The organism is Cyclobacterium xiamenense (assembly GCF_900109255.1).
GTDB classification, from domain to species: Bacteria; Bacteroidota; Bacteroidia; order Cytophagales; family Cyclobacteriaceae; genus Cyclobacterium; species Cyclobacterium xiamenense.
Window position 1 is genome coordinate 181487 of record NZ_FNZH01000005.1, and the last position, 23335, is coordinate 204821.

General features: G+C 50.3%; 27 protein-coding genes. 7 read left to right on the top strand and 20 right to left on the bottom strand.

Annotated elements, in window-relative coordinates; all coding sequences use genetic code 11:
- Nucleotides 1–94 precede the first annotated feature (94 nt).
- Nucleotides 95–1462, top strand: coding sequence for a Gfo/Idh/MocA family protein (locus BMW71_RS16620; protein WP_092176861.1), 1368 nt, complete (start codon nucleotides 95–97; stop codon nucleotides 1460–1462).
- Between the two features lie 58 nt (nucleotides 1463–1520).
- Complete coding sequence (locus BMW71_RS16625) at nucleotides 1521–2627, top strand: hypothetical protein (protein WP_244891206.1); 1107 nt, start codon at nucleotides 1521–1523, stop codon at nucleotides 2625–2627.
- 54 nt (nucleotides 2628–2681) lie between these two features.
- Here BMW71_RS16625 and BMW71_RS16630 read toward each other — a convergent pair whose 3' ends face one another.
- The 13 genes from BMW71_RS16630 to BMW71_RS16690 form a co-directional block, all read right to left on the bottom strand.
- Nucleotides 2682–4148 (bottom strand): Gfo/Idh/MocA family protein, encoded by a 1467-nt coding sequence (locus BMW71_RS16630; protein ID WP_092176519.1) that lies wholly within the window; start codon nucleotides 4146–4148, stop codon nucleotides 2682–2684.
- Nucleotides 4149–4336: 188 nt separating this feature from the next.
- Entirely contained in the window at nucleotides 4337–4567 is a 231-nt protein-coding gene (locus tag BMW71_RS16635; RefSeq protein ID WP_092176521.1) for a VF530 family protein, read from the bottom strand.
- A 122-nt stretch (nucleotides 4568–4689) separates the two neighbouring features.
- A complete protein-coding gene (locus tag BMW71_RS16640; RefSeq protein ID WP_092176524.1) occupies nucleotides 4690–5400 on the bottom strand; it encodes an energy transducer TonB in 711 nt (236 codons plus the stop codon).
- A 245-nt stretch (nucleotides 5401–5645) separates the two neighbouring features.
- Complete coding sequence (locus tag BMW71_RS16645) at nucleotides 5646–6134, bottom strand: hypothetical protein (protein ID WP_092176526.1); 489 nt, start codon at nucleotides 6132–6134, stop codon at nucleotides 5646–5648.
- Between the two features lie 9 nt (nucleotides 6135–6143).
- Nucleotides 6144–7433 (bottom strand): aminopeptidase P family protein, encoded by a 1290-nt coding sequence (locus BMW71_RS16650; protein ID WP_092176866.1) that lies wholly within the window; start codon nucleotides 7431–7433, stop codon nucleotides 6144–6146.
- 236 nt (nucleotides 7434–7669) lie between these two features.
- Complete coding sequence (locus BMW71_RS16655; RefSeq protein WP_092176529.1) at nucleotides 7670–8110, bottom strand: hypothetical protein; 441 nt, start codon at nucleotides 8108–8110, stop codon at nucleotides 7670–7672.
- Between the two features lie 179 nt (nucleotides 8111–8289).
- On the bottom strand, nucleotides 8290–8553 hold the full coding sequence (locus BMW71_RS16660; protein ID WP_092176531.1) for a DUF4235 domain-containing protein: 264 nt from the start codon (nucleotides 8551–8553) through the stop codon (nucleotides 8290–8292).
- Nucleotides 8554–8632: 79 nt separating this feature from the next.
- A complete protein-coding gene (locus BMW71_RS16665) occupies nucleotides 8633–9766 on the bottom strand; it encodes an acyltransferase family protein (RefSeq protein ID WP_092176534.1) in 1134 nt (377 codons plus the stop codon).
- A 30-nt stretch (nucleotides 9767–9796) separates the two neighbouring features.
- On the bottom strand, nucleotides 9797–10918 hold the full coding sequence (locus BMW71_RS16670; RefSeq protein WP_092176536.1) for a family 20 glycosylhydrolase: 1122 nt from the start codon (nucleotides 10916–10918) through the stop codon (nucleotides 9797–9799).
- Nucleotides 10919–10940: 22 nt separating this feature from the next.
- The gene (locus BMW71_RS16675; RefSeq protein WP_092176539.1) at nucleotides 10941–12146 is read right to left on the bottom strand and encodes a DUF5009 domain-containing protein; all 1206 of its coding nucleotides are present in this window, start codon (nucleotides 12144–12146) and stop codon (nucleotides 10941–10943) included.
- Between the two features lie 7 nt (nucleotides 12147–12153).
- Entirely contained in the window at nucleotides 12154–12666 is a 513-nt protein-coding gene (locus tag BMW71_RS16680) for a cupin domain-containing protein (RefSeq protein ID WP_092176542.1), read from the bottom strand.
- 74 nt (nucleotides 12667–12740) lie between these two features.
- On the bottom strand, nucleotides 12741–13595 hold the full coding sequence (locus BMW71_RS16685; protein ID WP_092176544.1) for an ROK family protein: 855 nt from the start codon (nucleotides 13593–13595) through the stop codon (nucleotides 12741–12743).
- The gene (locus BMW71_RS16690; protein WP_092176547.1) at nucleotides 13592–15148 is read right to left on the bottom strand and encodes a tetratricopeptide repeat protein; all 1557 of its coding nucleotides are present in this window, start codon (nucleotides 15146–15148) and stop codon (nucleotides 13592–13594) included. The genes BMW71_RS16685 and BMW71_RS16690 overlap by 4 nt, the downstream gene beginning before the upstream one ends.
- A gap of 70 nt (nucleotides 15149–15218) precedes the next feature.
- Between BMW71_RS16690 and BMW71_RS16695 the strand changes: the two genes are divergently transcribed.
- The gene (locus BMW71_RS16695; protein ID WP_092176550.1) at nucleotides 15219–15437 is read left to right on the top strand and encodes a PspC domain-containing protein; all 219 of its coding nucleotides are present in this window, start codon (nucleotides 15219–15221) and stop codon (nucleotides 15435–15437) included.
- Here BMW71_RS16695 and BMW71_RS16700 read toward each other — a convergent pair.
- Both BMW71_RS16700 and BMW71_RS16705 read right to left on the bottom strand, forming a co-directional pair.
- Entirely contained in the window at nucleotides 15434–16444 is a 1011-nt protein-coding gene (locus tag BMW71_RS16700) for a glycosyltransferase family 2 protein (RefSeq protein ID WP_092176553.1), read from the bottom strand. The two genes, BMW71_RS16695 and BMW71_RS16700, sit on opposite strands and share 4 nt — an antisense overlap.
- Nucleotides 16444–16776: a YbaB/EbfC family nucleoid-associated protein gene (locus BMW71_RS16705; RefSeq protein ID WP_092176555.1), complete on the bottom strand. Its 333-nt coding sequence runs from the start codon at nucleotides 16774–16776 to the stop codon at nucleotides 16444–16446. The genes BMW71_RS16700 and BMW71_RS16705 overlap by 1 nt, the downstream gene beginning before the upstream one ends.
- 210 nt (nucleotides 16777–16986) lie before the next feature.
- On the opposite strand from BMW71_RS16705, the gene BMW71_RS16710 reads away from it, so the two are divergent.
- A complete protein-coding gene (locus BMW71_RS16710; RefSeq protein ID WP_092176869.1) occupies nucleotides 16987–17280 on the top strand; it encodes a hypothetical protein in 294 nt (97 codons plus the stop codon).
- A gap of 14 nt (nucleotides 17281–17294) precedes the next feature.
- Here BMW71_RS16710 and hisS read toward each other — a convergent pair whose 3' ends face one another.
- Complete coding sequence (gene hisS, locus BMW71_RS16715; RefSeq protein WP_092176558.1) at nucleotides 17295–18668, bottom strand: histidine--tRNA ligase; 1374 nt, start codon at nucleotides 18666–18668, stop codon at nucleotides 17295–17297.
- Between the two features lie 166 nt (nucleotides 18669–18834).
- Between hisS and BMW71_RS23755 the strand changes: the two genes are divergently transcribed.
- A complete protein-coding gene (locus BMW71_RS23755; RefSeq protein ID WP_174238251.1) occupies nucleotides 18835–18981 on the top strand; it encodes a hypothetical protein in 147 nt (48 codons plus the stop codon).
- Between the two features lie 35 nt (nucleotides 18982–19016).
- Here the strand turns inward: BMW71_RS23755 and BMW71_RS16720 are convergent, their stop codons facing one another.
- Nucleotides 19017–19517: a metallophosphoesterase family protein gene (locus BMW71_RS16720; RefSeq protein ID WP_092176561.1), complete on the bottom strand. Its 501-nt coding sequence runs from the start codon at nucleotides 19515–19517 to the stop codon at nucleotides 19017–19019.
- A gap of 208 nt (nucleotides 19518–19725) precedes the next feature.
- Here BMW71_RS16720 and BMW71_RS16725 point away from each other — a divergent pair, with 208 nt between their 5' ends.
- The gene (locus BMW71_RS16725) at nucleotides 19726–20706 is read left to right on the top strand and encodes a pyruvate dehydrogenase complex E1 component subunit beta (protein WP_092176563.1); all 981 of its coding nucleotides are present in this window, start codon (nucleotides 19726–19728) and stop codon (nucleotides 20704–20706) included.
- A gap of 218 nt (nucleotides 20707–20924) precedes the next feature.
- Entirely contained in the window at nucleotides 20925–21455 is a 531-nt protein-coding gene (locus tag BMW71_RS16730) for a hypothetical protein (protein WP_143057659.1), read from the top strand.
- A gap of 132 nt (nucleotides 21456–21587) precedes the next feature.
- Here the strand turns inward: BMW71_RS16730 and BMW71_RS16735 are convergent, their stop codons facing one another.
- The 3 genes from BMW71_RS16735 to BMW71_RS16745 are packed head-to-tail and all read right to left on the bottom strand — an operon-like array spanning nucleotide 21588 to nucleotide 23296.
- Nucleotides 21588–22169: a hypothetical protein gene (locus BMW71_RS16735; protein ID WP_177179684.1), complete on the bottom strand. Its 582-nt coding sequence runs from the start codon at nucleotides 22167–22169 to the stop codon at nucleotides 21588–21590.
- Nucleotides 22124–22450 (bottom strand): GDCCVxC domain-containing (seleno)protein, encoded by a 327-nt coding sequence (locus BMW71_RS23915; RefSeq protein ID WP_449390439.1) that lies wholly within the window; start codon nucleotides 22448–22450, stop codon nucleotides 22124–22126. The genes BMW71_RS16735 and BMW71_RS23915 overlap by 46 nt, the downstream gene beginning before the upstream one ends.
- A 6-nt stretch (nucleotides 22451–22456) precedes the next feature.
- Nucleotides 22457–23296: a metallophosphoesterase gene (locus BMW71_RS16745; protein ID WP_092176571.1), complete on the bottom strand. Its 840-nt coding sequence runs from the start codon at nucleotides 23294–23296 to the stop codon at nucleotides 22457–22459.
- Between the last annotated feature and the right edge of the window lie 39 nt (nucleotides 23297–23335).

Below are 23335 nucleotides of genomic sequence, written 5' to 3' on the forward strand. Positions count from 1 at the left end.
TCCGTTAAATGTGACCGTTCCTTACAAAAACACGTATTCTGAGGGATTAATTTTCTATATTCATTCCTTAATCTGGAAAAACATAAATTTTGCAATGGACCCGTTACACGTAAACAGAAGAAAATTCATTAAAAGTAGTACTGCCCTCATGGCGCTGACCAGTGTGGGGGTACAGGCCATGCCCTGGGGGGCACGAAAATCTCCCTACAAAGTCGGATTGATCGGAACTGGCTGGTATGGTAAAAGTGATTTATTCCGATTGATTCAGGTGGCCGAGGTAGAGGTCCTGGCCCTGGCAGATCCCGACCAAAACCTGTTGGACGAAGCCGCCGTACTGGTCAGCCAACGGCAGACCTCGGGAAATACGCCAAAAAAATACACGCATTACCGGCAAATGCTGGCGGAAAACGACCTGGACATTGTACTGGTAGGCAGTCCGGACCATTGGCATGCCCTGCAGGCCATTGACTCCATACAGGCGGGTGCCCATGTGTATTTACAGAAACCCATCAGTGTAGACGTGATCGAAGGGGAAGCCATCCTGGCAGCGGCACGCAAACACAACAAGGTGGTGCAGATCGGCACCCAACGCCGCAGCACCCCCCATCTGGTGGAGGCAAAAAAGAACATCGTGGACAAGGGCTTGTTGGGCAAAGTATCCCATGCCGAAATGTGCTGCTACTACCACATGCGGGCCAACGGGGAACCGGAGGTGCAACCAGTGCCCGATTTTTTCGATTACGAGCTATGGGTAGGTCCGGGTCCCATGAGGCCCTTCGACGGGCTTCCGCACCGCCGTTGGTGGCGTACCATGATGGAGTACAGCAACGGCATTACCGGCGATATGTGTGTGCACATGTTTGACGCGGTACGGTGGACCCTGGGTCTGGGCTGGCCCAAAAGTGTGTTTGCTACCGGAGGAATCTACGTGCAAAAAGGCGGAAAATCCACCACTGCCGATACCCAGACGGCAACCTTTCATTACGATGAACTGGATTGCGTGTGGACCCACCGCTCCTGGGGTACTCCCCAGGATCCGGAATATCCCTGGGCCTACAAAATTTATGGGGATAAAGGAACCCTTAAAGCTTCCGTCATGAAGTACGAATTTATTCCTCAGGGAGGGGGAGAGGTGATCAAAGGAGACGTAGTCTACGAACGGGAACGCTACCCGGAAGATCTAAACGAAAAAGACATTGAACTCCACGCAGCCCCCGCTACCCGGGATCACATGCGGGATTTTCTACGGGCCATCGAAGAGGGCGGACGCCCGGTCGCTGACGTGGAAGAAGGCCATATTTCTACTGCCAGTTGTATTCTGGCAAACATGTCCATGGAACTGGGCCGACCCCTGGCATACGATCCCGAAAAACGAATGGTGATCGGCGATGAGGAGGCCACGCGCTTGCTGCGGCGCCCTTACCGGGCTCCCTATCAGCATCCGGATCCCAACTTTGTCTAATACCAACCGGCCTGTTCAACAAGGACAGGCCTTTTCTCATACCCAATCGAACCAAACCATGATACGCAATTCTTCATTTATTTGCTTTGTGGGTGCGCTTTGCCTGTCATTCGGGCTGCTCAGCTATCCAGTCTCCCAGGCTGTAGCCCAAACAACTGTGGCGATAACGGGAGAAAAATTCTACATCAACGGCCGCCCCACCTATCCCGAGAGAACCTGGAAAGGTCACTCCATCGAAGGCCTGCTCATGAATAGCCGCATGGTGCAGGGGATTTTTGACGACCTAAATCCAGAAACGGTGAATCGGTGGAAGTACCCGGATACCGGCGCATGGGATCCCGACCGCAATACCCGGGAATTTGTTGCGAACATGGCCGAATGGAAAGCCCATGGCCTGTTGTCGTTTACGCTAAACCTTCAGGGAGGAAGCCCCGAAGGCTACAGCCGGAATCAACCCTGGCACAATTCCGCATTCACGGCAAGCGGAGAATTGCGGCCTGCCTATCTGCAACGGCTGAAGAAAATCCTGGACGAAGCGGAGCGGCTGGAGATGGTACCCATCCTTGGATTGTTCTATTTTGGACAGGACCACCGCCTGGCGGATGAGGCGGCTGTCATCCGGGCGGTAGACAATATCCTGAACTGGCTACACATGCAGGCCTACAAACACGTACTTATCGAAGTAAATAACGAGTGCAACGTTCGCTATACCCACGAGATCCTGCAACCGGACCGGGTACACGAATTAATCCTACGCGTGAAAGCCAACGAAAAAAACGGCTTTCGCTATCTCGTCAGTACCAGCTATGGAGGCGGATTTATTCCCTTACCCAATGTGGTGAAGGCGGCCGATTTTCTCCTCATCCATGGCAACGGCGTATCTGATCCGGACCAGATCGTGGAAATGGTACGTAAAACCAAATCGGTGGAGGGCTACCGGGACATGCCCATTGTATTCAACGAGGACGATCATTTTGACTTCGATAAGGACTGGAACAATTTCATAGCGGCGGTATCAGCCGGAGCTTCTTGGGGTTTCTTTGATTTCCGAATGGAGGGCGAGGGCTTCGAACAAGGCTATCAGAGCGTGCCCGTAGACTGGAGTACGGGATCAGACCGAAAAAGAGACTTTTTTGCCCTGCTTCGGGAAATCACGGGGTATTAAAAAAACCCACCGGTCAGATGTCCGGTGGGTTTATAAATGGTGACGTTTGTCCGCTTAAACCTTGAAGCCTTCGCGGTAGGTTCTTCCTACAAACTGATTGGCTTCTTCCAAATTGGTGATGCGCATGTTTTCTCCGTCCCACAACAGCTTTTTGCGGCCAAAAAACTCGGCCTGTCCTTTGCTGTTTTCTCTACGAAGCATGTAGCTTCGGATGGCCAGGTTGCCCATCAGGACCGTCTCGGTCATGGGGCCGGCATAGTCAAAGGAGGAGGTAAGCGCCTTGTGTTCGGGGCTGTTGAATCCCGCCTTGCAAGCGTCCACCCATCTGCGCTGGTGACCGTATTCAGGCTCGTCGTTTTTCTCTACCTCCGGACCAAATTCGGTGGTGCCGTCGTTTAGGTACAACTTGGGCATAAGCGGCGAGCTATCGTTGATATTGGTAGAAATGATCCCCTTCTCTCCAATGATCAGCACCCCATTGGCACTGTTTTTCCCGCCAATATCGGCGTCTGCAGGGATGATATCGGGGTGGGAAGGACGAATCCCCCCATCACTCCAGGTCATCTCAATAGGTGCACGGCTTTTGACCGTCTCGTCAAAATGCAAGGTAATAAAAGAAGCAGGAGGACAGCCTTTGGGATAATAATCTGCCGTCCACATATCGGTGTATATGGAGGCCACGCTGCATTCCGCATCCGTTGGGTACTTCAAACCAAGGGTACGGAAGGGAATGTCTATCAGGTGGCAGCCCACATCACCGAGAGCGCCGGTTCCGTAATCCCACCATCCCCGCCAGTTGAAGGGGTGGAGATTTGGGGTGTAGGGTATGTACTCGGCAGGTCCCAACCACAGGTCCCATGCCAAATCGTCCGGCTTTTTGGCGGGAGCTGGCTCCGGAAAAGGAATTCCCTGTGGCCATACGGGACGGTTAGTCCAAACCTGAACCTTGGATACCTTGCCAATTTTGTCGTCATCAACCCATTTTTGCACCATGTCCAACAGTGGATTGGAGCCACCCTGATTTCCCATTTGGCTGACGATTTTGTTCGTTCGCGCCATTTCGGTCAGCATTCTCGCCTCCCGGATATTATGCGTCATGGGCTTCTGCACGTATACGTGTTTGCCACGCTCCATGGCATAGGCAGCGGCAGGACCGTGTACGTGGTCCGGTGTAGAAATGGTCACCGCGTCGATGTCTTTTTCCTTATCGAGCATCTCCCGGTAATCGCTGTACCGTTTGGCATTGGGAAAATTCTCTACGGAGCGGGAAGCAGAACCCGAAAAATCAACGTCACAGAGGGCAACTACCCGCTCCCGGCCATTGACCGATGCGTTTTTAATATCGCTGGCGCCCTTTCCCCCCGCACCGATGGCAGCGAGATTTAGCTGATCGCTGGGCGCCGTATACCCCACTCCTCCCAACACGTGGCGAGGAACAAAAATGATGGAAGAGGCAATCGCCGCATTCTTAATAAAAGATCGCCTGCCGGGATCCGATTTTTCTTTCTTTGGTGATTTCATGGTTATTTCAACTTATTGATTGGATAAAAACTTAATGTATGTAAAATTTGCGGTACTTATTAACTCTGGGCATCAAAAATATACCCCTGGCACGTCGTTTACGGCAATTTGCCTCGCTATTATTTCCATAAATGGTTGAATTCAGGGATGAACTGACATACCCCCGTCTTCGATTCCTTGTCGACCGATCATTTTTCAATCGATTCCAGGTACAGTTGCTCCACTTTAGCCCTGGCCCAAGGTGTCTTCCGCAAAAAAGTTAGGCTGGACTTGACGGAAGGATCGTGGGTGAAGCACCGAATGCGAATCCGCCTACCTAACGCTTCCCACCCATAGGTTTCCTGCAAATGTACGACCATATCTTCCAATCGAACTCCGTGGAGCGGATTGGCGGGTTGGGAGGCTGACTTGTCTTTCATTCCAATAAAAATAAGTGTTCCGGGCAGTTTCTCCTAGCGAACGCTTGTAAAAAAAATACGGGCAATTCAGGAATTACCTTCCTAAAATTGCCCGTATGCATGTTGGCAAGTGTACCTTTCCCTTACCTAATTAAAGCAGGAAGCGTGGGATTCTTCTCAAAATCAAAGGTTATGGGTAAAACCGATAGCGAAGCGACTTCAACGTTCTCCACTTCTGCAGGTTCCCATTCCCCGGAGGTAGCTTTGATCGCTTTAATGGCTTGCGCTTCCATGTCCGTCAAATACCGCTCCATGGAAGTTTCGATATTGCTGGAAGTCGTTGCAAAAGGGATATCTCCGTTCTCATCGACCACAAACTTAACGAAAATAGTTCCTTCTAAACCCCAGTTTTTAGCGGATTCGGGGTATTCCAGGTTGCTTAGCACCGTAGAGCGCAGGGCTTCTTCTCCCCCCTCGAAATCGGCTTCTTCGTCCACCGAGTAAAATACGCCCATCCGGTTGGCTTTACTCTTCATCTTATTTCGATTGCTCTTCAGATCAAACATGATCACTTCCAATTTCTTCCGGTCAATTTCATTGTCCACACCGGTAACTACTACGTCATCTAGTTCTCCATCCTTCATCTTATAGGAGTAGGAAAACGCCGGATAGTCCTTGATGATTTCATTGATCTGAAACATGTAATTCATGTTCCGGTCCTGCATACGCTCTAATTCGCTGCCGGACAGTTTGCTGCCGTCCTGTTGCGATTGTGCCCCGGCGCTGAGCATAAATACAAACAGAAGGGTGACAGGTATGGATACTAATTTCATTGCTTTTTGTAACGTTTTCATGACATTGCTTTTTTTGTTCGAAAATCTATTCGTACAACCAGACCCTACTATCCGGACCTGGCCTGTAATACTCCGATGTGCTACACAGTGAGGAAATTTTACAGGTATTCAGTATAAACTCCTTAAATTCGCACCCAGAGTATTTTTCTACTTCGGGTGTAAAAAGTTCAAGGACCATGCCATTAACTGGCATTTCGATAAAAAAATGAATTTTTATTCGGAAAAATAAATTTTTTCTTCTTATTCTACATCACCCCCCTGACTTCAATCGCTTTGCCCCGGAAAAATGCAGCTTCTCCTTTTTTCTTGCCTTTTAAGGCTTGCACCAATGGGGAGGCGCTGCTAACGCCCTGAATTTCTCGTTTACGGAAGACCATTTTCCCAAACGAAGCAGATACCCAGACCCACCCAATATCCAGTACAACCAAGGCTCCTTCGCGGACGATGAACGCCGGTTCCACCGAGAGTTTCTGCACTGCGGATTCCCACTGTGCAAGGGTCTGCCATTGCTTTTCGAGCAAGGTGCGGCTTTGCCGAATGCTTTCCCTTCCCGTCTCGTATTTATCGCCGGCACTACTTTTTGTATCGGTCGACGCCGCTTCCTGCAGCGCCAAAAGCTGCGTTTGCAGTTCTTCTTTCTTTTGCTGCAGGCTATTCAACGCCTCTTTTTTCAGGCCGGCCTTGAATTCCCGAATGGCATCCGGGGATTGTTCGTTCAGATCGATTGGTTCCAATGGATGGGGTTAGGCGTTCATCAGGGTTTCGATTTCTTCGGGATCAATGGGAATATTTTCCATCAAATCGGTGTACCCGTTGTCTCCGATGACGATATTGTTTTCCAACCGAATCCCCATTCCTTCCTGCGGAATGTAAATCCCCGGCTCTACCGTAAGCACCATACCCGCCTGCAGGGGCTCGTACATGGTGCCGACATCGTGAACGTCCAATCCCAGGTGGTGGGAGGTTCCATGCATAAAATAGGTCTTGTAGGCAGGGTTTTCCGGATCCTGATTGCGGATATCGGTTTGGTCAAGCAGCCCCAGGCTCACCAACTCGGATTGCACGATCAGTCCCACTTCTTTATGATAGGCTTGTATGGTTATTCCTGGCCGCAACAGGTTCATCGCCTCCCGCTGTACCCGCAGCACGGCATCGTACACCTGTCGTTGCCGTTTGCTAAATCGGCCGCTGACCGGCAAGGTGCGGCTCATATCGGCGTTGTAATTACCGTATTCTGCGCCTACGTCAAAAAGCACCAGGTCTCCGTCCTGGCAAACCTCATTGTTTTCGATGTAGTGCAGCACACAGGCGTTTTTTCCCGAGGCAATGATGGGTTCGTAGGCAAAGCCACGACTGCCGGATTTCACGAACGCGTGTACGAACTCGGCTTCGATCTCGTATTCCCGGACTCCCGGCTTCACAAAGGCCAACACCCGCCGAAAGGCCTGTTCCGTTAGGTCACAGGCTTTTTGAAGTTGGACGATTTCCTCTGGCTCCTTTACACTACGAAAGGCATGCATCATGGGCGAAACGCGGTGGTATTCGTGCAGGGGGTGGCGTTCCTTGCAGGATTTGATAAACCGGGCATCCCGGGTTTCTACGGTGACATCGGCACGCAAGTGATCGTTTGTGTTGAGAAATACGTGCTTGCTAAGCGCCATTAAGGTGTGGAAGATCTGTTCAAAGTCCGTTGTCCACTTCACGGTACGGATTCCCGAAAGGGAAGTGGCCTCCGCTTTGGTCAATTTAGGCCCTTCCCAGACGGCAATGTGTTCACTCGTAGGCTTTATAAACAGTATTTCCCTTAGATTAGGATCGGGGAAGTCCGGGCAAATCACCAATACGGTTTCTTCTTGGTCGACACCACACAGGTAGAGCAAGTCGTTATTTTGCCGGAATCTCATGGTTCCGTCTGCGTTGGTAGGCAGTATATCGTTGGAATGAAAGACGGCAATGGCCTTAGACGGCAGCTTATTCTCGATTTTTTTACGGTTCTTCTTGTAAAGCGAGGCGGGAGCCGGTTGGTATCTCATGTGGTCATCGGTTTTTGCAAAGGTAAAAAATATACCCGCCCGGCACATTGAATTTACCGGGTATTTAAAAGAAATCCCTCGTAGAAAGTGAATGACTTCGGAACCTGCTTTTTTGCGGATTTGCCTTACCTGGCATCCACCCCAAAAAGATTGAATACTTCCCGCGAACCGTCCAACGTGGCTGCATATTCGCCGGGAGGTAAAGCCTCTATTTCCAATAAGTAGGACGAACTTTCCTATTTTGAGGCGGTAAATGGCAAAAAATCAATATCCGCGGCAGTAGTTTTATTAAAATTAACGGTGCCTGTGGTAATTAATCGCCGGTTTTTATCCGGGTCGGACTCAAGTAAAAACACATTTATGATTTCGATTGGGTCCCGGGTGTTTTGGTCTGCTTTGACCAGCAAGCGGACGTTTTCACCAGTTTCGGTTCTCACAGGACTCTTTGCCTTATCGACCAGATTCATGCCTTTCGCTTTCGACACCCCAAACAGGGCCACCCCAACGCTGGCTTTTGACCCGGTAGACGCTTTTTGCTTTTCCAGCGGTTCTCCTAGCTGCTCGGTCCTAACAAGAAGAACGATACCGGAAAATTCCGGCTCTGCCACCTGTACCTGCCGAGCGATTAACGGCAGCAGGCTTGACAGAAAGAAGAAAAATACCAGCAACTTTTTCATGGGGCATCTTGGGTTTAGTCGGGAATTGGTGCGAAACACCTACCCGATGAGGTCAGGAATTCTCCCCATTTACCGCACAATTACCCATTCTGAAAGAAGTAATTCACTGATTTATAATCAATACTACCCATTTTTACGGAAAATTCCCAGTATTTTCCGTAAAAGATGATCGGCCAGGGTCAATCGTCTACCAATGTATCCGTGCCTGCCGAAAAGGCCCAGTCCAGAAGTACTTTGGAAACACTTACCAAAATCCCCGTTGCCACCGCCCAGGCCATGACCTCCTTCATCGAGTTTTCCGGACGGTAAGGGCTCGTTGGTGGTGTTTTTCCTGTGGTTTTTTCCCAGGACTTTTCCAGCCCTTTCCGGATAAGGTAACCACCTGCCAGTGTCAGGCCAGAAATGGCCAGGGATTGGATGAATTTTTTATCGTCGGTCTTCATGTGATGAATGGTTTACAACTGCTGACGATTACACTGGGAAAATCGTGCCAGTTTAGCGCGAACGAGCCCGGGAAAAGGGCTATACTTTGATGTACACCCCTCGCTTATCCATTATCCAGCCGACCAGCCAAATAAGTAGCATAAATGCAAGTGCGAACGATAAACTCGCTGTTTTTGGGGGTAAAATCCCGGTGAAAAAGCCCTCATAGATCCAGTTTTTCAGGGAAGACCCCTTCACGGGAACCATGAGCAGGATCCGTACCAAAACTCCCGAAAGCACGTAAAGAAGCAGGGGGTTTCTGCCAAAAACCTCAAAAAAGTAGGCCCAGCTTTTCCAATTTTTGATCTCCAAAAGATAGACAAGCAACCCAAGAAGGGCCGTGACGTAACCCACGGATACCAAAACAAAGGAACTGCTCCATATCTTCTTATTGATGGGAAAAAGGAGATCCCAGGCGTAGCCAACGACCAATAGCAGGACTGACAGTGTCAGTAGGCGCACTACCGTTTGTACCTGTGCCCCTTGCCGTTTGATAAAAAGCCCCACGGCATAGCCTGCCAGCACGTTCACCACCGCGGGAAGGGTACTCAACAAGCCCTCCGGGTCAAAGGGTATCCCCTCGCCCCGGTACAGATTTCCCGCGCCGATCAGCCAAAGATCCAGTTTTCTGGCGGCATTTCCCTCCAGGGAATAGGGATCCGCACCCGGATCCCCAAAGAAAAACATCAGGCCCCCATACCCGAGCAAAGTCGCCGCGGCGATGGCCAGGCACGTCCGGAGGCTTAGAAAGTATACCAAGGTGGCTGCTATGCCGTAACAAAGGGCAATGCGCTGCAACACCCCCAGTACACGGATGGAAGTAAAATCATACGGCACGGGACTCCCGTCTATGATTCGAAAAAACGGAAAGGCCGTAAGCAACAGCCCGATCAGAAAAATAATGGCCGTTCTTCGGATCACTTTTTTAAAGTAAATCGCCCCTCCCCGGTCGCGTAACCTCGCCAGGCTAAAGCTCATGGCATTTCCTACCACAAACAAAAACGATGGAAAAACGAGGTCCGTAATCGTCAATCCGTGCCAGGGAGCATGCAGAAAAGGGGCAAAATTGGTAGACCAACTGCCGGGCGTGTTGACCACGATCATCAGGGCCACGGTGAGCCCACGGAGTACATCCAGGGATTGGTAGCGAGTCGATTGCTGCAATGGATTCATGGCGTAGAATTGGCTTTGAGGTTGTGGAAATTAACTACCGGACAACCGGTCTATTGTATCAAACATTCGAATAAAGGTTACCCATGGCTGCTCCTGCGCTTCCTCCCCGGGGTTCTCGGATTCCGTGTACCGGGTATATCCTTCCATAAACGAAGCCGCACCCGACCAGACGGTCAACATCACCCCCTGGAACCGGTCCTTCAACTCGGGCGTTTGGTACCTTCGGTAGCGATACATATCCTCCACTTGCATCTCACCAACCTCAGGCTTCCGCCAGGAACAGCTAATCACGTCAAAGCCTTTCATGGCAAAAAGTACGGGCGTTTGATCTGGGCGCTCGTAATGCCAATCGCAAATGACCACATCTTTTGGAATCAGGTCAATGGCCCGGTGCGTATTGTTCATGCTGGCTTCCCACATGCCAATTCCCGTGGTCTTGCCATCAATCAGCCGGTCTCCCCAAATCCAAAGCCGTGTATTTGTCCGGCTAAGGTGATTGCATATGCGGGTCACTTCTCCGGCAAAAAGCTCGGCCTTGTCTCTTCCGTTGCAGCGGGGACACCGATCGTCTCCAATGTAAAAGACCTCGTCCATCCCCGCATGAAAGGCATCCGTTTCGAATACCTCCACAATCTCATCGACCAGGTCAAACACCACGCCGTGGACCTCCGGATGCAGGGGGCAGTAACTTTTGCAGTAAAGCCCATCCGGATTCGGCCATTCGTATTCCTCCGGAAGCTGCACATGCGGGGTTTCGTCAAATTCAGGGTACATCGCCAACAAGTTGCCCAGGCTGGACGCCCAGGATTGATGCCCCAACAAATTGATCTGGGGGATGAGTTTGATCCCATGACGGGCGGCCGCAGCCACGAGTTTTTTTACCTCGGTTTTCGAAAGCACGTCCTCGTTGCGCAATTCCGGATGCGATTCGTAGGCATAATTAAAATCCACCCGCAACAGCAAGGTATTGACGCCCCGCGGTGCCAGTACCTGCTCCATGAAGGCTACAAAGGAATCCACCTCTCCCGCCTGCGGAGCAGCAATGGCAAGTCCCCGAATCGGCAGGCCTGCCGTGGTTTGCCGGGCATGCAGGGATCCTGCGACGAAATAAACCAGGCAGCTGCTTACCCATACAATGACCGAATGCCTCATTTTTTACGATTTAAAAGTAAATTTAAATTTTTAAACGCAATTTTCTCCGCTCCAGAAAACCTGTGAGCTGTATGATAAGCAAGGCATATAGCAGGGATTTCAATATCCCGGGCAGTCCGGTCCGCAACACCTCGGGCAAAACAAGTCCTGTCATGCTCAACAGCCCATAATGGATGTAAGGAAGCAAGTAACAGGTCAGCGTACTTGTCCCGGCCGCCCGTATTCCGTCAAACCAATGCTTCTTCTTGTTCCGCTCGACCAGGACAATCAACAGGCCAAAGGTGGCTATGCTAATGGCAATGCAGATTAGTACCCAGGATGGGGAAGACCCGATCTTGTGAATGCCCCACAGGGGTCTGCTCGCCAAACCAAGAAAAAGGAATACCGCCGCCAAGCCGGAAAGGACGAACCAAAAGTGGTCCTGCCTGCCTTGTTTGAACTGGTCCCGGTAAAACCCGCTTACCAAAATGCCCGCCAATGCTAAGGCTGGCGTCGCCCCATCGTCAATGAGCCAAATATAAGGTTTGATTACCTGTAAAAACGCCAGCATCTCCAACTTTGCCAGCACACTGAAACCCATGCAGAGCAGAAATGCCAGGCCAATCCAAACCTGTTTCCCCCGGCTGAGAAGGTAAACCAGGGATGCAATTAGGTAAGCCCAGCCAATTAATCCCAATATCCCCCACCAGTAAAAGCCCATCCAAATGGGCGCATCGCCCGCGCCTCCCTGATAGCTGGCTGCCAAAAAAACCAACAATCCCCATCCCAGGGTTTTTCCTACCCACTTCCTCTGTTGTTTCTCCGGCACTTTTGGGTAGTCCAGCCAGATCAGGAAAAAGGACAGGGTAAGTAGTATCTGCCACACCGCTTTGGGCAACAGGGCTCCTTCGGCCTGGTAGGACTCCAGGTTGACGTGAAACACCCCCATGATCAGCAGCGCCAGGGATCTGCTCACTATGTGCAACAGAATTTGGGAGGTATTTTCGCCCTTTTTCCACCGGTTATTGATGGCAAGTGGAATGGACAATCCCACAATAAATAAAAAAGCGGGGAAAACCACGTCTGACAGGCCCATTCCGTCTACCCCGGCAGGCACGTGCAGCAACCACTCGGGCACACCGCGAAGGGTCCACAGGTCGTTGACAAAAATCATCAACATCATGGTTAGCGCCCGAAAAACATCGATCGCATGGTTTCGGCTAGTCACCGGTGCAGCTGCGGCCTCCATTTACTGCTTATTTTCTGGCAAAATCATCCTGTACCCGTACGATGTCGGTCTCGTCCGAGGGGTTTGCCGGATCGGTATGCATCCAAATCTCGGCTACTACGGCCCAACTGCCCAGCCCCAAAAGGCGGTGTCTTTCCCCTTGTTCCAGCCGAATGACTTCACCAATGGTCAGCGTTTTTGGCGCATTCTCTGTATCCGTAGCACTGGTTACGATACCGCCCTCTCCGGCTACCAGCTTCCAGATTTCAGCCCGTCGGTGGTGATACTGCCAGGACAGGCGCTTTCCGGGTCCGGCCAATAGAATTTTAGGACTTAGCTTATTTTTCAGCTGCGCTTCGGTAAGTTGCACCTCTGGAAAAAATTGTTCCCGAAACTGCCCGATCTGTGCTTCATCGATCACAAAAAAACCACCCCAGGGCCGGGTTTCGTCCCGACTTACAATCCGGTAGCCAAAACCGTCCAACCAATCGCCCACCTGATTAAAAATGGCATCTTTTGTCACTTCTTTTGATACATTCATGTTAACTGCGGTTACGTAAAAAAACAACGTTTATCAATTTCTAGTAAAATCTGCTCAAGATACTAAATTTATTTTCAGATTTCACGGTGGATGCTGGCCGCGCCAATCATGGCTGCCTTTTCACCAAGCCTGCTGATGCGAATATCCAGTTGGAGGCCACGGGCGTTGAGTAGTTGCCTCACCTGTGGGAGAAAGTGGTCGGCTGCTTTCACCATGTTTCCCCCCAGCACTACCGCGTCAATTTTTCGGATCTTCGCCTGTATCTCTATTAAATCGGCCAAATTTCGTCCAAAAACCCCGAGCATTTCCAGGGTCTCTGCCCGCGTATCCGCGTCTTCCAGCAAGGGCTTCAATCCAACGACCGAATGCCCAAACCGCTCTTTGGCCCACTTGGAAAAAAAGGAAGTACTCAAATAATCCTCCGCGATCCCCTCCTTAAATGGCGTGGACCACAGTGCTCCGTCCTCGGCCAGATCCCCGGATTTAAACGCCCCACCTAGCCCGGTACCGAAGGTCAGGCCCATCAGGTGCGCGCCGTTATCCCAGCCTGCTACCCCTGCCTCCCCTTGTAGAAAGGCCGCTGCATCGTTCATAAACCGAATATTTTCAGCCGGAATACGCAATCGTTCCGATAGTTCTGTCGTCACGTTCACCTCGTAAAGAGCCAGGTACTTGCCCTGGTCTACCATTAGGGAGATTCCCTGCTCGTAATCAAAGGGGGCCGGCATGGCGATGCCCAGCAGGGTATTTTTTGTGGGGCCCAGGCCCTGGATGCAAGCTGCCCAGGCGGCTAAAATCTCCTCCCGGCTGGCTAACGAATTGACCGGTTTGCGCACCAGGTTTTCGTCAGCGATGTCTTTTCCATCTGCTGTCAGCAGTCCGGCACTTATATGGGACCCACCGATATCAATTCCGAGGTACTGCTTCATTGTTCCTGCCCGTTTGCCGCACGCAGCAGCTCTTTAAATCCTTCCCGTTCGTGGTACTGGAAAAACTCCCGGTCCGATGGCGCCCTGTTTTTCAGGAAATCGTTCCTTTCCAGGGCCTTGCCCAGGTTTTCGTATAATTTTGCCTCCTCGCCATTTCGCGCAGCAATCAACGCCAGACCATAAAACGGATAGCCGGTTGTCCTGTTTTGAATCGCGCTTTCTTCAAACTTGATGGTGGCGTTATAATAGTCCTTTGCCAGAAAATTGGCCAATCCCTGGTTAAACAGGTTGATGGGATCCTGGGCGGCTTTGTTGAGGTGGATGGCCGCCAGGCGGTAGTCCCCATTAAATATGGAAACGGCACCCAAAGCACCTTCGTAGGTTTCCCGTTGCGCATCCGATTGCGTCAAGGCCAGCGCCCGATAAAAGTTGGTGTAGGCGCTGAATTTATCTCCCCAAAGCCAAAAAACCAGCCCCAAGTTGTATACTGCAGTGGGGTTTTCAAAAAAGGCATTGGAGCGATTTAGCGAAAAAAGCGCATTTTCCAGCAGTTGATTCCGTTCCTGTACCGATTGCGTACGCTGCGCCCGGTTTAGAAAAACCATTCCCAGATTGCTGTACACCCAGGCGCTGGGATATACCTGTTCCATGGCCAGCAGCAGTTGCTCTTGTTCGTTCCAACCCGGTTCCCGGGAGACTGCGTGGGCGAGTTCCCGCTCACTGAGGGTATCTGCGGGCACCCTTCCCTGCCGGATGCCCCGGGCCAAAATGGACAGCTGCATGTCCGAAACGGAGAGTGGCGGCTCGGGTTGCCGGCGGATTTCGCGTTCAAACCGCAACAGCACCTGCCGGTTGATCTCCGGATAATGGGGCAGGCCGGTCATTTTCCACTTTTTGTAGCTCCAGTCGCCGGGTCCTCTCAACACCTCCAGAAAGGGGGTTTTTTCGGTAAAAGGCAAATTGCTGTAGGCCGATAGGCGGTCTTCCATCTCTTGCCAGCCGCGGAGCCCCATCCCGGCTTTCTCCAGGGAATCAGGAGGGAGCCAGGTTCCCAAAACAGGGATTTTTTCCTGACCCCGGTACTGTCCAATCTGAGCCAAAGACGCCGTGGTAACAATGCCGCGAGCCAGCAATTCTTCGGTCGTCAGTACCGGAACAGGATTTCGGCCCTTTCTGAATTCCGTGATCGCCAGTAGCTCGCCTTTTTCCATCCCCTTTGAAAAAGGCATGCTGAAGTCCCCTTCCAGGATTACCGGTGCATAGGGATCCAGCGTATCGCCGCTGACCTCCAATTTCTTCTCAAAACGCAACACCTCCCCGCCAAAAGAAAACCGTGGCGTCAGTGCGAAACGTTCGCTTCTGGATAGTAGGGCATTTGGCAGCTCTACGCGTATGGAAAAACGAACGGAATCCCCTAATCGCTCGAGTACCTTGGGCGCGATAAAAATTTTTTGATTTTCGGCTTTTTTTATAACTTGCCTCTTGTTACACGAACACAGAAATAAAACAGCTAATAGACCTAACGCAGTACTTATTTTTTTTGCAACAATCATAGGGTAATCCGGTTAATATCAGTAAGTTGTTTGCCTTAAGGGTTTCCTTACATTTAAACAGGTTAAAAGGATGGAACAGATCAAATTATTCTTTCAGGGCAGCGCATTTGGCGTTTGTTCAAAATTAGGAGAAAAACTTCATTTCCCAATTGACAGCATCCGGTTGTTTTTTATTTACAGCTCTTTCATCACCCTGGGCTCTCCCATCATCCTTTATGTGAGCATGGCCATGCTGATGAAGCTGCGGACCTATTTCCGGAGAATGAACAATCCCATTCTCTTTGATTAGTGGAGGGAGGAGAAATACCGTTTTCCGAGAACGTAGTAGGAAACGATCAACGAGAAGGGTTGGGTAGATTTTTCTGAACCAACGCATCCTACCCGAATCGCATTTCCGGGTGCCTTCCGGTTGCGTTCGCTCCAAAAATCGCGGTACGCACGCAGCACCGCCTTGCCGTGGGCAGGTCCACTGCCATACCACAGGTGCAGCGCCGCCGCCGTATCCAACACAACCCGCAGGAAAAAAACCGGCCAAAAACCGCCCCTGGTCAGGTTTGCATACAGCATAAACAGGCTGTTTCGAAAGTTCAAGTAGGTTTTAAAGGGGTTGGTGCTAGCCAGCGTGCCGCCGCCGAAGTGATAGACCTGGGCATCGCTGCAATGGTGAATTTGAAAGCCGGCATTTCTCCAGCGCCAGCAGAGCTCAATTTCTTCCATGTGTGAAAAAAAATTGGGATTGAATCCGCCAAATTCGTGAAACAAATCGGCCCTGACGCAGAAACAAGCGCCGGAGGCCCAATCGATGGGTTGGGATTGGTCGTATTGCCCGCTATCTTTTTCCAACGTATGCAGTATCCTACCCCGGCAATAGGGATACCCCAGCCGGTCCAGGTAGCCACCGGCGGCGCCGGCATAGTCAAAGTACCCTGTTTGTTTCAGCGAAAGGACTTTGGGCTGACAGGCCGCCAATGTAGGGTTTCCTTCCATGTAGCGAACCAATGCTTCGTCCCAGCCCTGTACCACTTTCACGTCCGAGTTCAACAACAAGTAGTAATCAAACTGTCCGTTAAGGGTTTCCAGGCCCAGGTTGTACCCCTTGCTGTAGCCGTGGTTTTCTCCTAGGAGCAGCAAGCGTATTTCCGGAAAATGTACGGTTAGGTAGTCGATGGACCCATCCGTGCTCCCATTGTCCACCACAATCACTTCAAAAACAGACTGATGAACCACCTGGGACAGGTACTTTTTGAGCACTCCTTTCCCGTTAAAATTCAAAATGACGATTGCGGCTTTCTTCATCAGACCATGTTACCAAAATCCATTCCTGGGATATTGGGCATCATCCCTGCGGTAGCAGCACTCATTTTTTCTTTGATTTTTGCATCGATGTTTTCCAGGGCCTTGTTGGTGGCGCCGACAATCAGGTCTTTCATCATGTCTTTGTCTTGTTCGTTTACCAGTGAGCTGTCGATAGCGATGTCCAGGACTTTCCGCTGCCCGTTCACAACGACCTTTACCATTCCTGCCCCTGCCTCGCCCTCTGCCCGTAAGTGAACAAGCTCCGCCTGGGTTTCTTTAATTTTTGCCTGCGCCTCTTTTACCTTGTTCATCAGGTTCATGAAATCCATCATAGGTTCTATCGTTAAAGTATATACAAATATAATCGAATATCTAACGTTTGTTCCTCCGAGTTGTTCGCACTTCTTTCAAAAATCGGAAACAAACAGGCAGATACTTTTACAAAAGCAAGATTTCCCCAATTATTAAACCTCTTTGAATCATTTTCCGTATTAAATAGCATTGAATCCTCTTTGTTTCAATCAAACCTAACTAACACCTTTATGAACACGCTGGAAAAAGAAATCATCACCATTGAGAAAGAGCACGTGCAGAACCTCCAATTTTCAGGAAAGGAAGTTGTAGTCGATCCCGAGGCGAAACGCATGCGCTTGCTCGAATTACAAAAGTCCCAGATACTTGGTAATATAGCCCGCAACAAAGTCTGGATCTACTTCCAGACAGCTGATGGAAATGCCTACCGGATCAATACCACCGTTTGGGCAGTGGGCGAACGATTCATATCCCTGAAGGGAGGCATCACCATCCCCATCTCTTCCATTTTTAAAATCGATTGAGGAAGGTACGGCAGTTACCCCTGGAGCCGGGAGATAGCCTCTTCCAGGCTCAGGGTTTCCTGCTCACCACTGACCATGTTTTTTAGACCCAGCGTTCCGTTTGCTAATTCCTCCGCACCCAGGATAGCTACAAAGGCTATATTTTTTTTGTCGGCATAGTTGAATTGCTTCTTGATTTTTGCCAGATCCGGATATATCTCCGCAGCAATACCCGCTCTTCTGAAAGCGGCCAGGTACGCCATGGCTTGCTTCCTTTCCTCGGCACCAAAATGCGCCAACATCACGCGTGTACCCTCATTTTGGGCTTCTGGGAACAAGTTGAGGGCGTCCAGAACGTCATACAGACGATCCACCCCGAATGAAAAGCCAACCCCGGAAATATCGGGAAGACCAAATACCCCCGTAAGGTTGTCGTAACGGCCGCCACCACTCACCGAGCCAACGCCCACACCGGACACTTTTACCTCAAAAATGGCTCCGGTATAATAGGATAAGCCCCGTGCCAGGACGGGGTCCAGGGTAAGAAACCGTGTGTCTTCGCCCAATAGGGTAAGAAAAGACAGTACTTCCTCCACTTCTTTCAGACCGGTTGAACCCACCACACTGTTTGCCAGGAATGCCTTTAAGAAGTCCAGCCATTCGCCGTTGCTTCGTTCTGACGCTTCCAGCACGGGAGCCAACACGGCCACTGCCTCCTGCGAAAAGCCTTTTTGGTACAACTCCTCCTCTACCCGTTCCCGGCCGATCTTGTCTAGTTTGTCGATGGCGACACACAGTTCCGCTTCCATGCCGGCTGCCCCGGCTACCTCGGCGATACCTGATAGTATTTTACGGTTATTCAGGTGGATGCTGTAATCGGCCAACCCAAACGCGGCAAAGACCCGTTTGATCATGGCAATGATCTCCGCTTCGCAGATCAGGCTGTCCGTTCCGACCACGTCGGCGTCGCATTGGTAAAACTCCCGGTACCTGCCCTTTTGCGGTCGGTCCGCTCGCCATACCGGCTGCATCTGAAAGCGTTTGAATGGGAAACTAATCTCGTTTTGGTGCATGACCACATACCGGGCAAAAGGGACTGTCAGGTCATACCGCAATCCCTTTTCCGAAAGCAGGGGAAGTACAGCGGTCTCGCCCGATTTAAACGCGGTATCGTTCACCTTTTTTAAAAATTCACCGCTATTCAACACCTTAAAGAGCAACTGATCCCCTTCCTCACCGTATTTGCCGGTAAGGGTACTCAGGTTTTCCATGGCCGGTGTCTCCAGCTGCTCGTAACCAAACAGACGGAAGGTATCCCGTATGGTAGTGAAAATATAGTTCCGTCGAGCCATTTCTACCGGCCCAAAATCCCTCATTCCTTTTGGTATGCTTGGTTTTTGTTTGCTCATGCGTTGGAAATTTGCCCAAAGGTATAAAATATTACAGGATTGAAGGGCCGGCAAAGGGGTATATTTCGCCGCATAGGTAAACTTCTTTGCCCGTAAATGGCACTTTTTTCCAATAGTTTACTACCTTTGCCCTTCGATTTCAGGAATAACATAAATAAAAAATACCATGGCTGTTACTACTTTAAAAAGAAAGTTGAGGAGAAAGAGACAGGCACAGAACGCCAGAGTCTTGAAAATCAAACAATTGAACGCCAAGCCCGTGATCAAAAACGTGGATGTTGCAGCGATCAAAAAGGAGTTCTCCGACAAATAAAACCCCAAATGAACCCAGCGCTTGTTGGGTTTTTTTTATAGTTTTCCGCGTTTTCCCAACTCCACCACACGTAGGTTTTTTATTTTTTTGTCCAATTCGAAGGTCAGTAGGGTTTTTACCTGGTGAAAACCCTGATTTCCCAGTGCACCCGGATTCAGGTACAGGCAATTCAGTTGCTTATCGAATTCCACTTTGCAAATATGGGAATGACCGCAGACAAACAAGTCCGGTTGCAAGGAACGGATTTTCGTTTTGACACCTTTGGCGTAGCGCGGGGGTTTCCCTCCAATGTGCAGCATCAGTGCCTTTACCCCTCCACTTTCAAAAAATAGTTCCTCCGGATACCGACTTCTCAGCTCGGTATCGTCGATGTTTCCATAAACGATGCGCTGCAGCGGTCCCTGTGGCAGGGCGGCCAGCACACGGGGATCTCCCACATCTCCAGCATGCCAGATTTCGTCCACATCTTCCAATATGCCCCGGGCATTTTGCGGAAAATCACCATGCGTATCGCTAATCAATGCTATTTTTTTCATGTTTTTCTACTTACCTGTATCCTACGCTTCCACCGGTTTTGCATGCGCGGGTGTAGTAACCGTTCCGGAAGATGGGGCAAGGAGACAGCCCTTCCTTTCCTACAAATAAAGGCAGAATCTTTTAATTAAACTTCCTGAATGATACATCCTGCTTGGTAATTGTAAGATTCCTTTCTATTTTTACGACGATAGAAAATTTTGCGACTAAATGAGAGAAATACAATTCAGAGATGCAATCAAGGAAGCCATGTCGGAAGAGATGAGACGCGATAAAAACGTGTTTCTGATGGGCGAAGAAGTAGCGGAATACAACGGTGCCTACAAGGCCAGCCAGGGAATGCTGGACGAGTTTGGGCCCGACCGTGTCATCGATACGCCTATCTCCGAGCTTGGATTTTCCGGATTGGGTGTGGGTGCAGCCATGAATGGACTGCGACCCATTATAGAGTTTATGACGTTTAACTTCTCCCTTGTGGCCATGGATCAGTTGGTCAATTCTTCGGCCAAAATGCTGGCCATGTCCGGTGGTCAATACAGCGTGCCGATCGTGTTTCGGGGGCCCACCGGAAACGCAGGACAATTAGGAGCAACGCATTCCTCAAATTTTGAAAACTGGTTCGCCAATACCCCGGGGTTAAAAGTGGTGGTGCCATCCAACCCCTACGATGCCAAGGGGCTGCTGAAAGCCTCGATTCGGGATGAAAACCCGGTAATTTTTATGGAATCTGAATTGATGTACAGCGATAAGGGCGAGGTTCCCGAAAGCGAGTACCTACTCCCGATTGGCATCGCAGAGATCAAACGAAAAGGCGACGACGTTACCCTGGTTTCCTTCGGGAAGATGATGAAAGTGGCGTTTGAAGCGGCCGATGAACTGGCAAAAGAAGGCATCATGGCCGAAGTCATTGACCTGCGAACGGTTCGGCCCATCGATTACAAGACCGTACTCGAATCGGTAAAAAAGACGAACCGATGCGTCATCGTAGAAGAAGCCAATCCGGTTGCCTCCATTTCTACCGACCTGGCCTTTACGATACAGCGGCATGCATTTGATTACCTCGATGCACCGGTCATGCGGGTCAACTCCATGGATATCCCGTTGAGTTACTCCCCTACCTACATCGAAGCTACATTACCCAATGCCAAACGCACCATTGACGCCGTGAAATCGGTCACCTACCAGAAATAACAGGCAATTATCCACGTATTCGACTAGAAAAAGGCAGCCGTTGGGCTGCCTTTTTTGTGTTTTGAGGAGTCTCTATAGTAGTTTACTAAGAATATTAAATTTCTCTGCCACCTGGCTGTGGTTTGGGCATCCTTTGTCATGGTTTTTGCACCATTTAAGGTGCAGGTCATCGGACCTGTACAAGGAAAGAAATGTTCACCTACAAACCATACGTACCTATGCTTATTCGAAATCAATTAGGAATCCTACTGCTACTGCTCATCATGGCCTCATGTTCGGGAGAAAAGGAGGATCGATACATTTTTGAAACCGAACGGATACTGGATACCGAGACCGGAGATGCCTATTACGTAAAGAATCCAGACACCTTGACCGTGGTACACATCGATGGGGTGGCCGAACCAGTGACGGTAAGCAGTACACCCTTTGCAGAAAGCGAAGAATTGGAGCAACTGATGGACCGGTACGAAGAAAAGCTTGAAGCGCGGAAAGATTCCGTCCTGAGGGTGCAAAAAGCACAGATTAAAGAAAACCGGAAGCAACGGTACGCCGCTTACAGCGACGATGAATTGATGAATCGCTTCAATGAATTGAAAGAAGAAGGTGCCCCCTTTGCGCAGCAAATGGACATGATGGCGGAACTGGTTCGACGGGAGGTCGTCCTGGAAATAGACCTTCCAGAAATCCTGGATATTGATCCGGAGGACATCGATATGGACATGGAATACGATCCGGAAGCAGAAAGCTAATTCGTCAAAGGCGTCCGAACGGGCGTCTTTTTTTTTGCCATTTGCCAGGTTGTTTTTCTTCGAATGCTTTTTCCCGTTGAGAAACATTTTTGGTTCCGGGGTTCGCTGCCTGGCAAAGAAGGCGCTTTTTCTCTATTCGGTTCCTTGTCTCCCAGGCTTGGTGGATTGCGAAATAGGAAGGACCAATTTGCATTTCAGGGCTGAAGCCAACAACTGTGCCTGTTCCAGCGCTTTGTCTCCATTTGTATACACGAAGACAAACAGCGGACGCGGGGCCGATGCATACATTAGGATTGTGAATTCGATGACATTACCGGAGAGTGTTGGGCTTATTCCATTCGGTTGGTTGGTACGCCTCCGCTTGGTTTCGATCAATTCCACCCGCACAATGAGAGGAAGTGTTTTCCACGCGCCCTGTCTGAACCCGGCGATGGACCGATAGTTTTTGTAGCGATTGCCTGAAAAATCAATGCGCGTGCCCCCGTAGGTAGAAAGGATAGGTAGTCCCAGGAGAATGGCAGCCATCCCAACCGCAAGATTTCTTTCCAGGGAGTCGCCGAGGTTTAGGAATGACGTGCCTACCAAGGCAAGTATACCGGACAGGATCAGCAGCGAGCCCAGCAAATGGGGGCCTGAAATCAGGGTGCGTCGCTTAAAGTCAAAGGTGATTACGTTCGGTTGCAGCAATTCGTATCGGCTTGTACGGGTGGACACTTAACGGTAGCGTAACTGCAATACACGCAACAATCTCCCGGCTTTGGTTTTAGTACGTTGCTGCAATTATTGCATGTGTAAAAATACACACAGGCGTCGGTAGGCATGGTTTCCGCTTTTTGATGGCCGCATACCGGGCAGCGGATGATGGTTTGGCGTTGTATATTCATTCCTTTTTTGCCCCTTGTCATTGGACCGATTTCTGAACCAAAACACAGAAGCGTGCAACGGTTCTTTTTTACGAAGGGTATTCTGACCAACAGTTTGCCCAGGCGCGCCATAGGACGCTAGTTTACGAAAGATGTAGTGGGTACGGAATCGGCTCCCGTAGCTTCCAGGGGCACAAAGTGATGGTACAGGCTGTCTGCCGATACCTGCCATACCCGGAAGCCCAATGGCCGCCCGTCAAAGTTCTTGCTGCTCGTCTCCCCACTTACCAGTTGGATGTTCTCGTAGGTATTCTTCGTCAATTTGTGCGTATGACCAGACAAATAGGCTACCACGTTATTTTCCACAAACAAATCCAGCAATCGCTTTCGCGTTGGCAGGGGCAGGTTGTAGTAGTGTTCTTCTTCGTCCGGATGCTCCGTATACAGGGGATAATGCCCCAACACAAACACCGGATACCCACGCTCCCCTTGTTCGATAAGGCTTTTTTCAAACCAGGCTCGGTGTTTTTCGGATTCCTCTTCCACCGCTACTTTCCATAACTGCGTATTGGTGACTACGAAGGAGTGGTTTTTGTGGTCGAATTGGTAGTAATCCTCCCCAATGGTTTCCCGGTAATACCGCAAGCTGGAGTCGGTGGGTGTATTGCCCACGTCATGGTTTCCGGAAACCAGGTAACTGGGGAGCTGTAAACCGTCCCGAATGGTCCGAAAGTCGGCGTAGGAACGGTCGTTGGCATCGTGAACCAAATCGCCGCAAATCACCACAAAATCTACCTCCAGTTCGTTTATCTGCCTGACAGCCTGCTGAAATGTCAGCAGATCGTGTTCGTAGCCACCCATCCCCAACTGCGTATCGCACATTTGTACAAAGGCGAAGGGCTCCAGCGGTTTTTCGGAACAGGAGGTGTTGCCGAAAAGCAAGGCAAACAGGGGAATCAAGAGAGGTAATCGTCGCATCGCATGGTTTGGTTTCGTAGTATCCGGAAGCCATTTACT

What these genes read in the sequence shown, in the direction of transcription:
- BMW71_RS16695 (WP_092176550.1), top strand. Translation starts at nt 15,219, where the DNA reads ATGGAACAGATCAAATTATTCTTTCAGGGCAGCGCATTTGGCGTTTGT.
- BMW71_RS16745 (WP_092176571.1), bottom strand. Translation starts at nt 23,296, where the DNA reads ATGCGACGATTACCTCTCTTGATTCCCCTGTTTGCCTTGCTTTTCGGC.
- BMW71_RS16720 (WP_092176561.1), bottom strand. Translation starts at nt 19,517, where the DNA reads ATGAAAAAAATAGCATTGATTAGCGATACGCATGGTGATTTTCCGCAA.
- BMW71_RS16630 (WP_092176519.1), bottom strand. Translation starts at nt 4,148, where the DNA reads ATGAAATCACCAAAGAAAGAAAAATCGGATCCCGGCAGGCGATCTTTT.
- BMW71_RS16665 (WP_092176534.1), bottom strand. Translation starts at nt 9,766, where the DNA reads ATGAATCCATTGCAGCAATCGACTCGCTACCAATCCCTGGATGTACTC.
- BMW71_RS16660 (WP_092176531.1), bottom strand. Translation starts at nt 8,553, where the DNA reads ATGAAGACCGACGATAAAAAATTCATCCAATCCCTGGCCATTTCTGGC.
- BMW71_RS16690 (WP_092176547.1), bottom strand. Translation starts at nt 15,148, where the DNA reads ATGATTGTTGCAAAAAAAATAAGTACTGCGTTAGGTCTATTAGCTGTT.
- BMW71_RS16670 (WP_092176536.1), bottom strand. Translation starts at nt 10,918, where the DNA reads ATGAGGCATTCGGTCATTGTATGGGTAAGCAGCTGCCTGGTTTATTTC.
- BMW71_RS16725 (WP_092176563.1), top strand. Translation starts at nt 19,726, where the DNA reads ATGAGAGAAATACAATTCAGAGATGCAATCAAGGAAGCCATGTCGGAA.
- BMW71_RS16625 (WP_244891206.1), top strand. Translation starts at nt 1,521, where the DNA reads ATGATACGCAATTCTTCATTTATTTGCTTTGTGGGTGCGCTTTGCCTG.
- BMW71_RS16655 (WP_092176529.1), bottom strand. Translation starts at nt 8,110, where the DNA reads ATGAAAAAGTTGCTGGTATTTTTCTTCTTTCTGTCAAGCCTGCTGCCG.
- BMW71_RS16680 (WP_092176542.1), bottom strand. Translation starts at nt 12,666, where the DNA reads ATGAATGTATCAAAAGAAGTGACAAAAGATGCCATTTTTAATCAGGTG.
- BMW71_RS16620 (WP_092176861.1), top strand. Translation starts at nt 95, where the DNA reads ATGGACCCGTTACACGTAAACAGAAGAAAATTCATTAAAAGTAGTACT.
- BMW71_RS16675 (WP_092176539.1), bottom strand. Translation starts at nt 12,146, where the DNA reads ATGGAGGCCGCAGCTGCACCGGTGACTAGCCGAAACCATGCGATCGAT.
- BMW71_RS16730 (WP_143057659.1), top strand. Translation starts at nt 20,925, where the DNA reads ATGCTTATTCGAAATCAATTAGGAATCCTACTGCTACTGCTCATCATG.
- BMW71_RS16635 (WP_092176521.1), bottom strand. Translation starts at nt 4,567, where the DNA reads ATGAAAGACAAGTCAGCCTCCCAACCCGCCAATCCGCTCCACGGAGTT.
- BMW71_RS16685 (WP_092176544.1), bottom strand. Translation starts at nt 13,595, where the DNA reads ATGAAGCAGTACCTCGGAATTGATATCGGTGGGTCCCATATAAGTGCC.
- BMW71_RS16700 (WP_092176553.1), bottom strand. Translation starts at nt 16,444, where the DNA reads ATGAAGAAAGCCGCAATCGTCATTTTGAATTTTAACGGGAAAGGAGTG.
- BMW71_RS23755 (WP_174238251.1), top strand. Translation starts at nt 18,835, where the DNA reads ATGGCTGTTACTACTTTAAAAAGAAAGTTGAGGAGAAAGAGACAGGCA.
- hisS (WP_092176558.1), bottom strand. Translation starts at nt 18,668, where the DNA reads ATGAGCAAACAAAAACCAAGCATACCAAAAGGAATGAGGGATTTTGGG.
- BMW71_RS23915 (WP_449390439.1), bottom strand. Translation starts at nt 22,450, where the DNA reads ATGGCGCGCCTGGGCAAACTGTTGGTCAGAATACCCTTCGTAAAAAAG.
- BMW71_RS16640 (WP_092176524.1), bottom strand. Translation starts at nt 5,400, where the DNA reads ATGAAAACGTTACAAAAAGCAATGAAATTAGTATCCATACCTGTCACC.
- BMW71_RS16705 (WP_092176555.1), bottom strand. Translation starts at nt 16,776, where the DNA reads ATGATGGATTTCATGAACCTGATGAACAAGGTAAAAGAGGCGCAGGCA.
- BMW71_RS16710 (WP_092176869.1), top strand. Translation starts at nt 16,987, where the DNA reads ATGAACACGCTGGAAAAAGAAATCATCACCATTGAGAAAGAGCACGTG.
- BMW71_RS16650 (WP_092176866.1), bottom strand. Translation starts at nt 7,433, where the DNA reads ATGAGATACCAACCGGCTCCCGCCTCGCTTTACAAGAAGAACCGTAAA.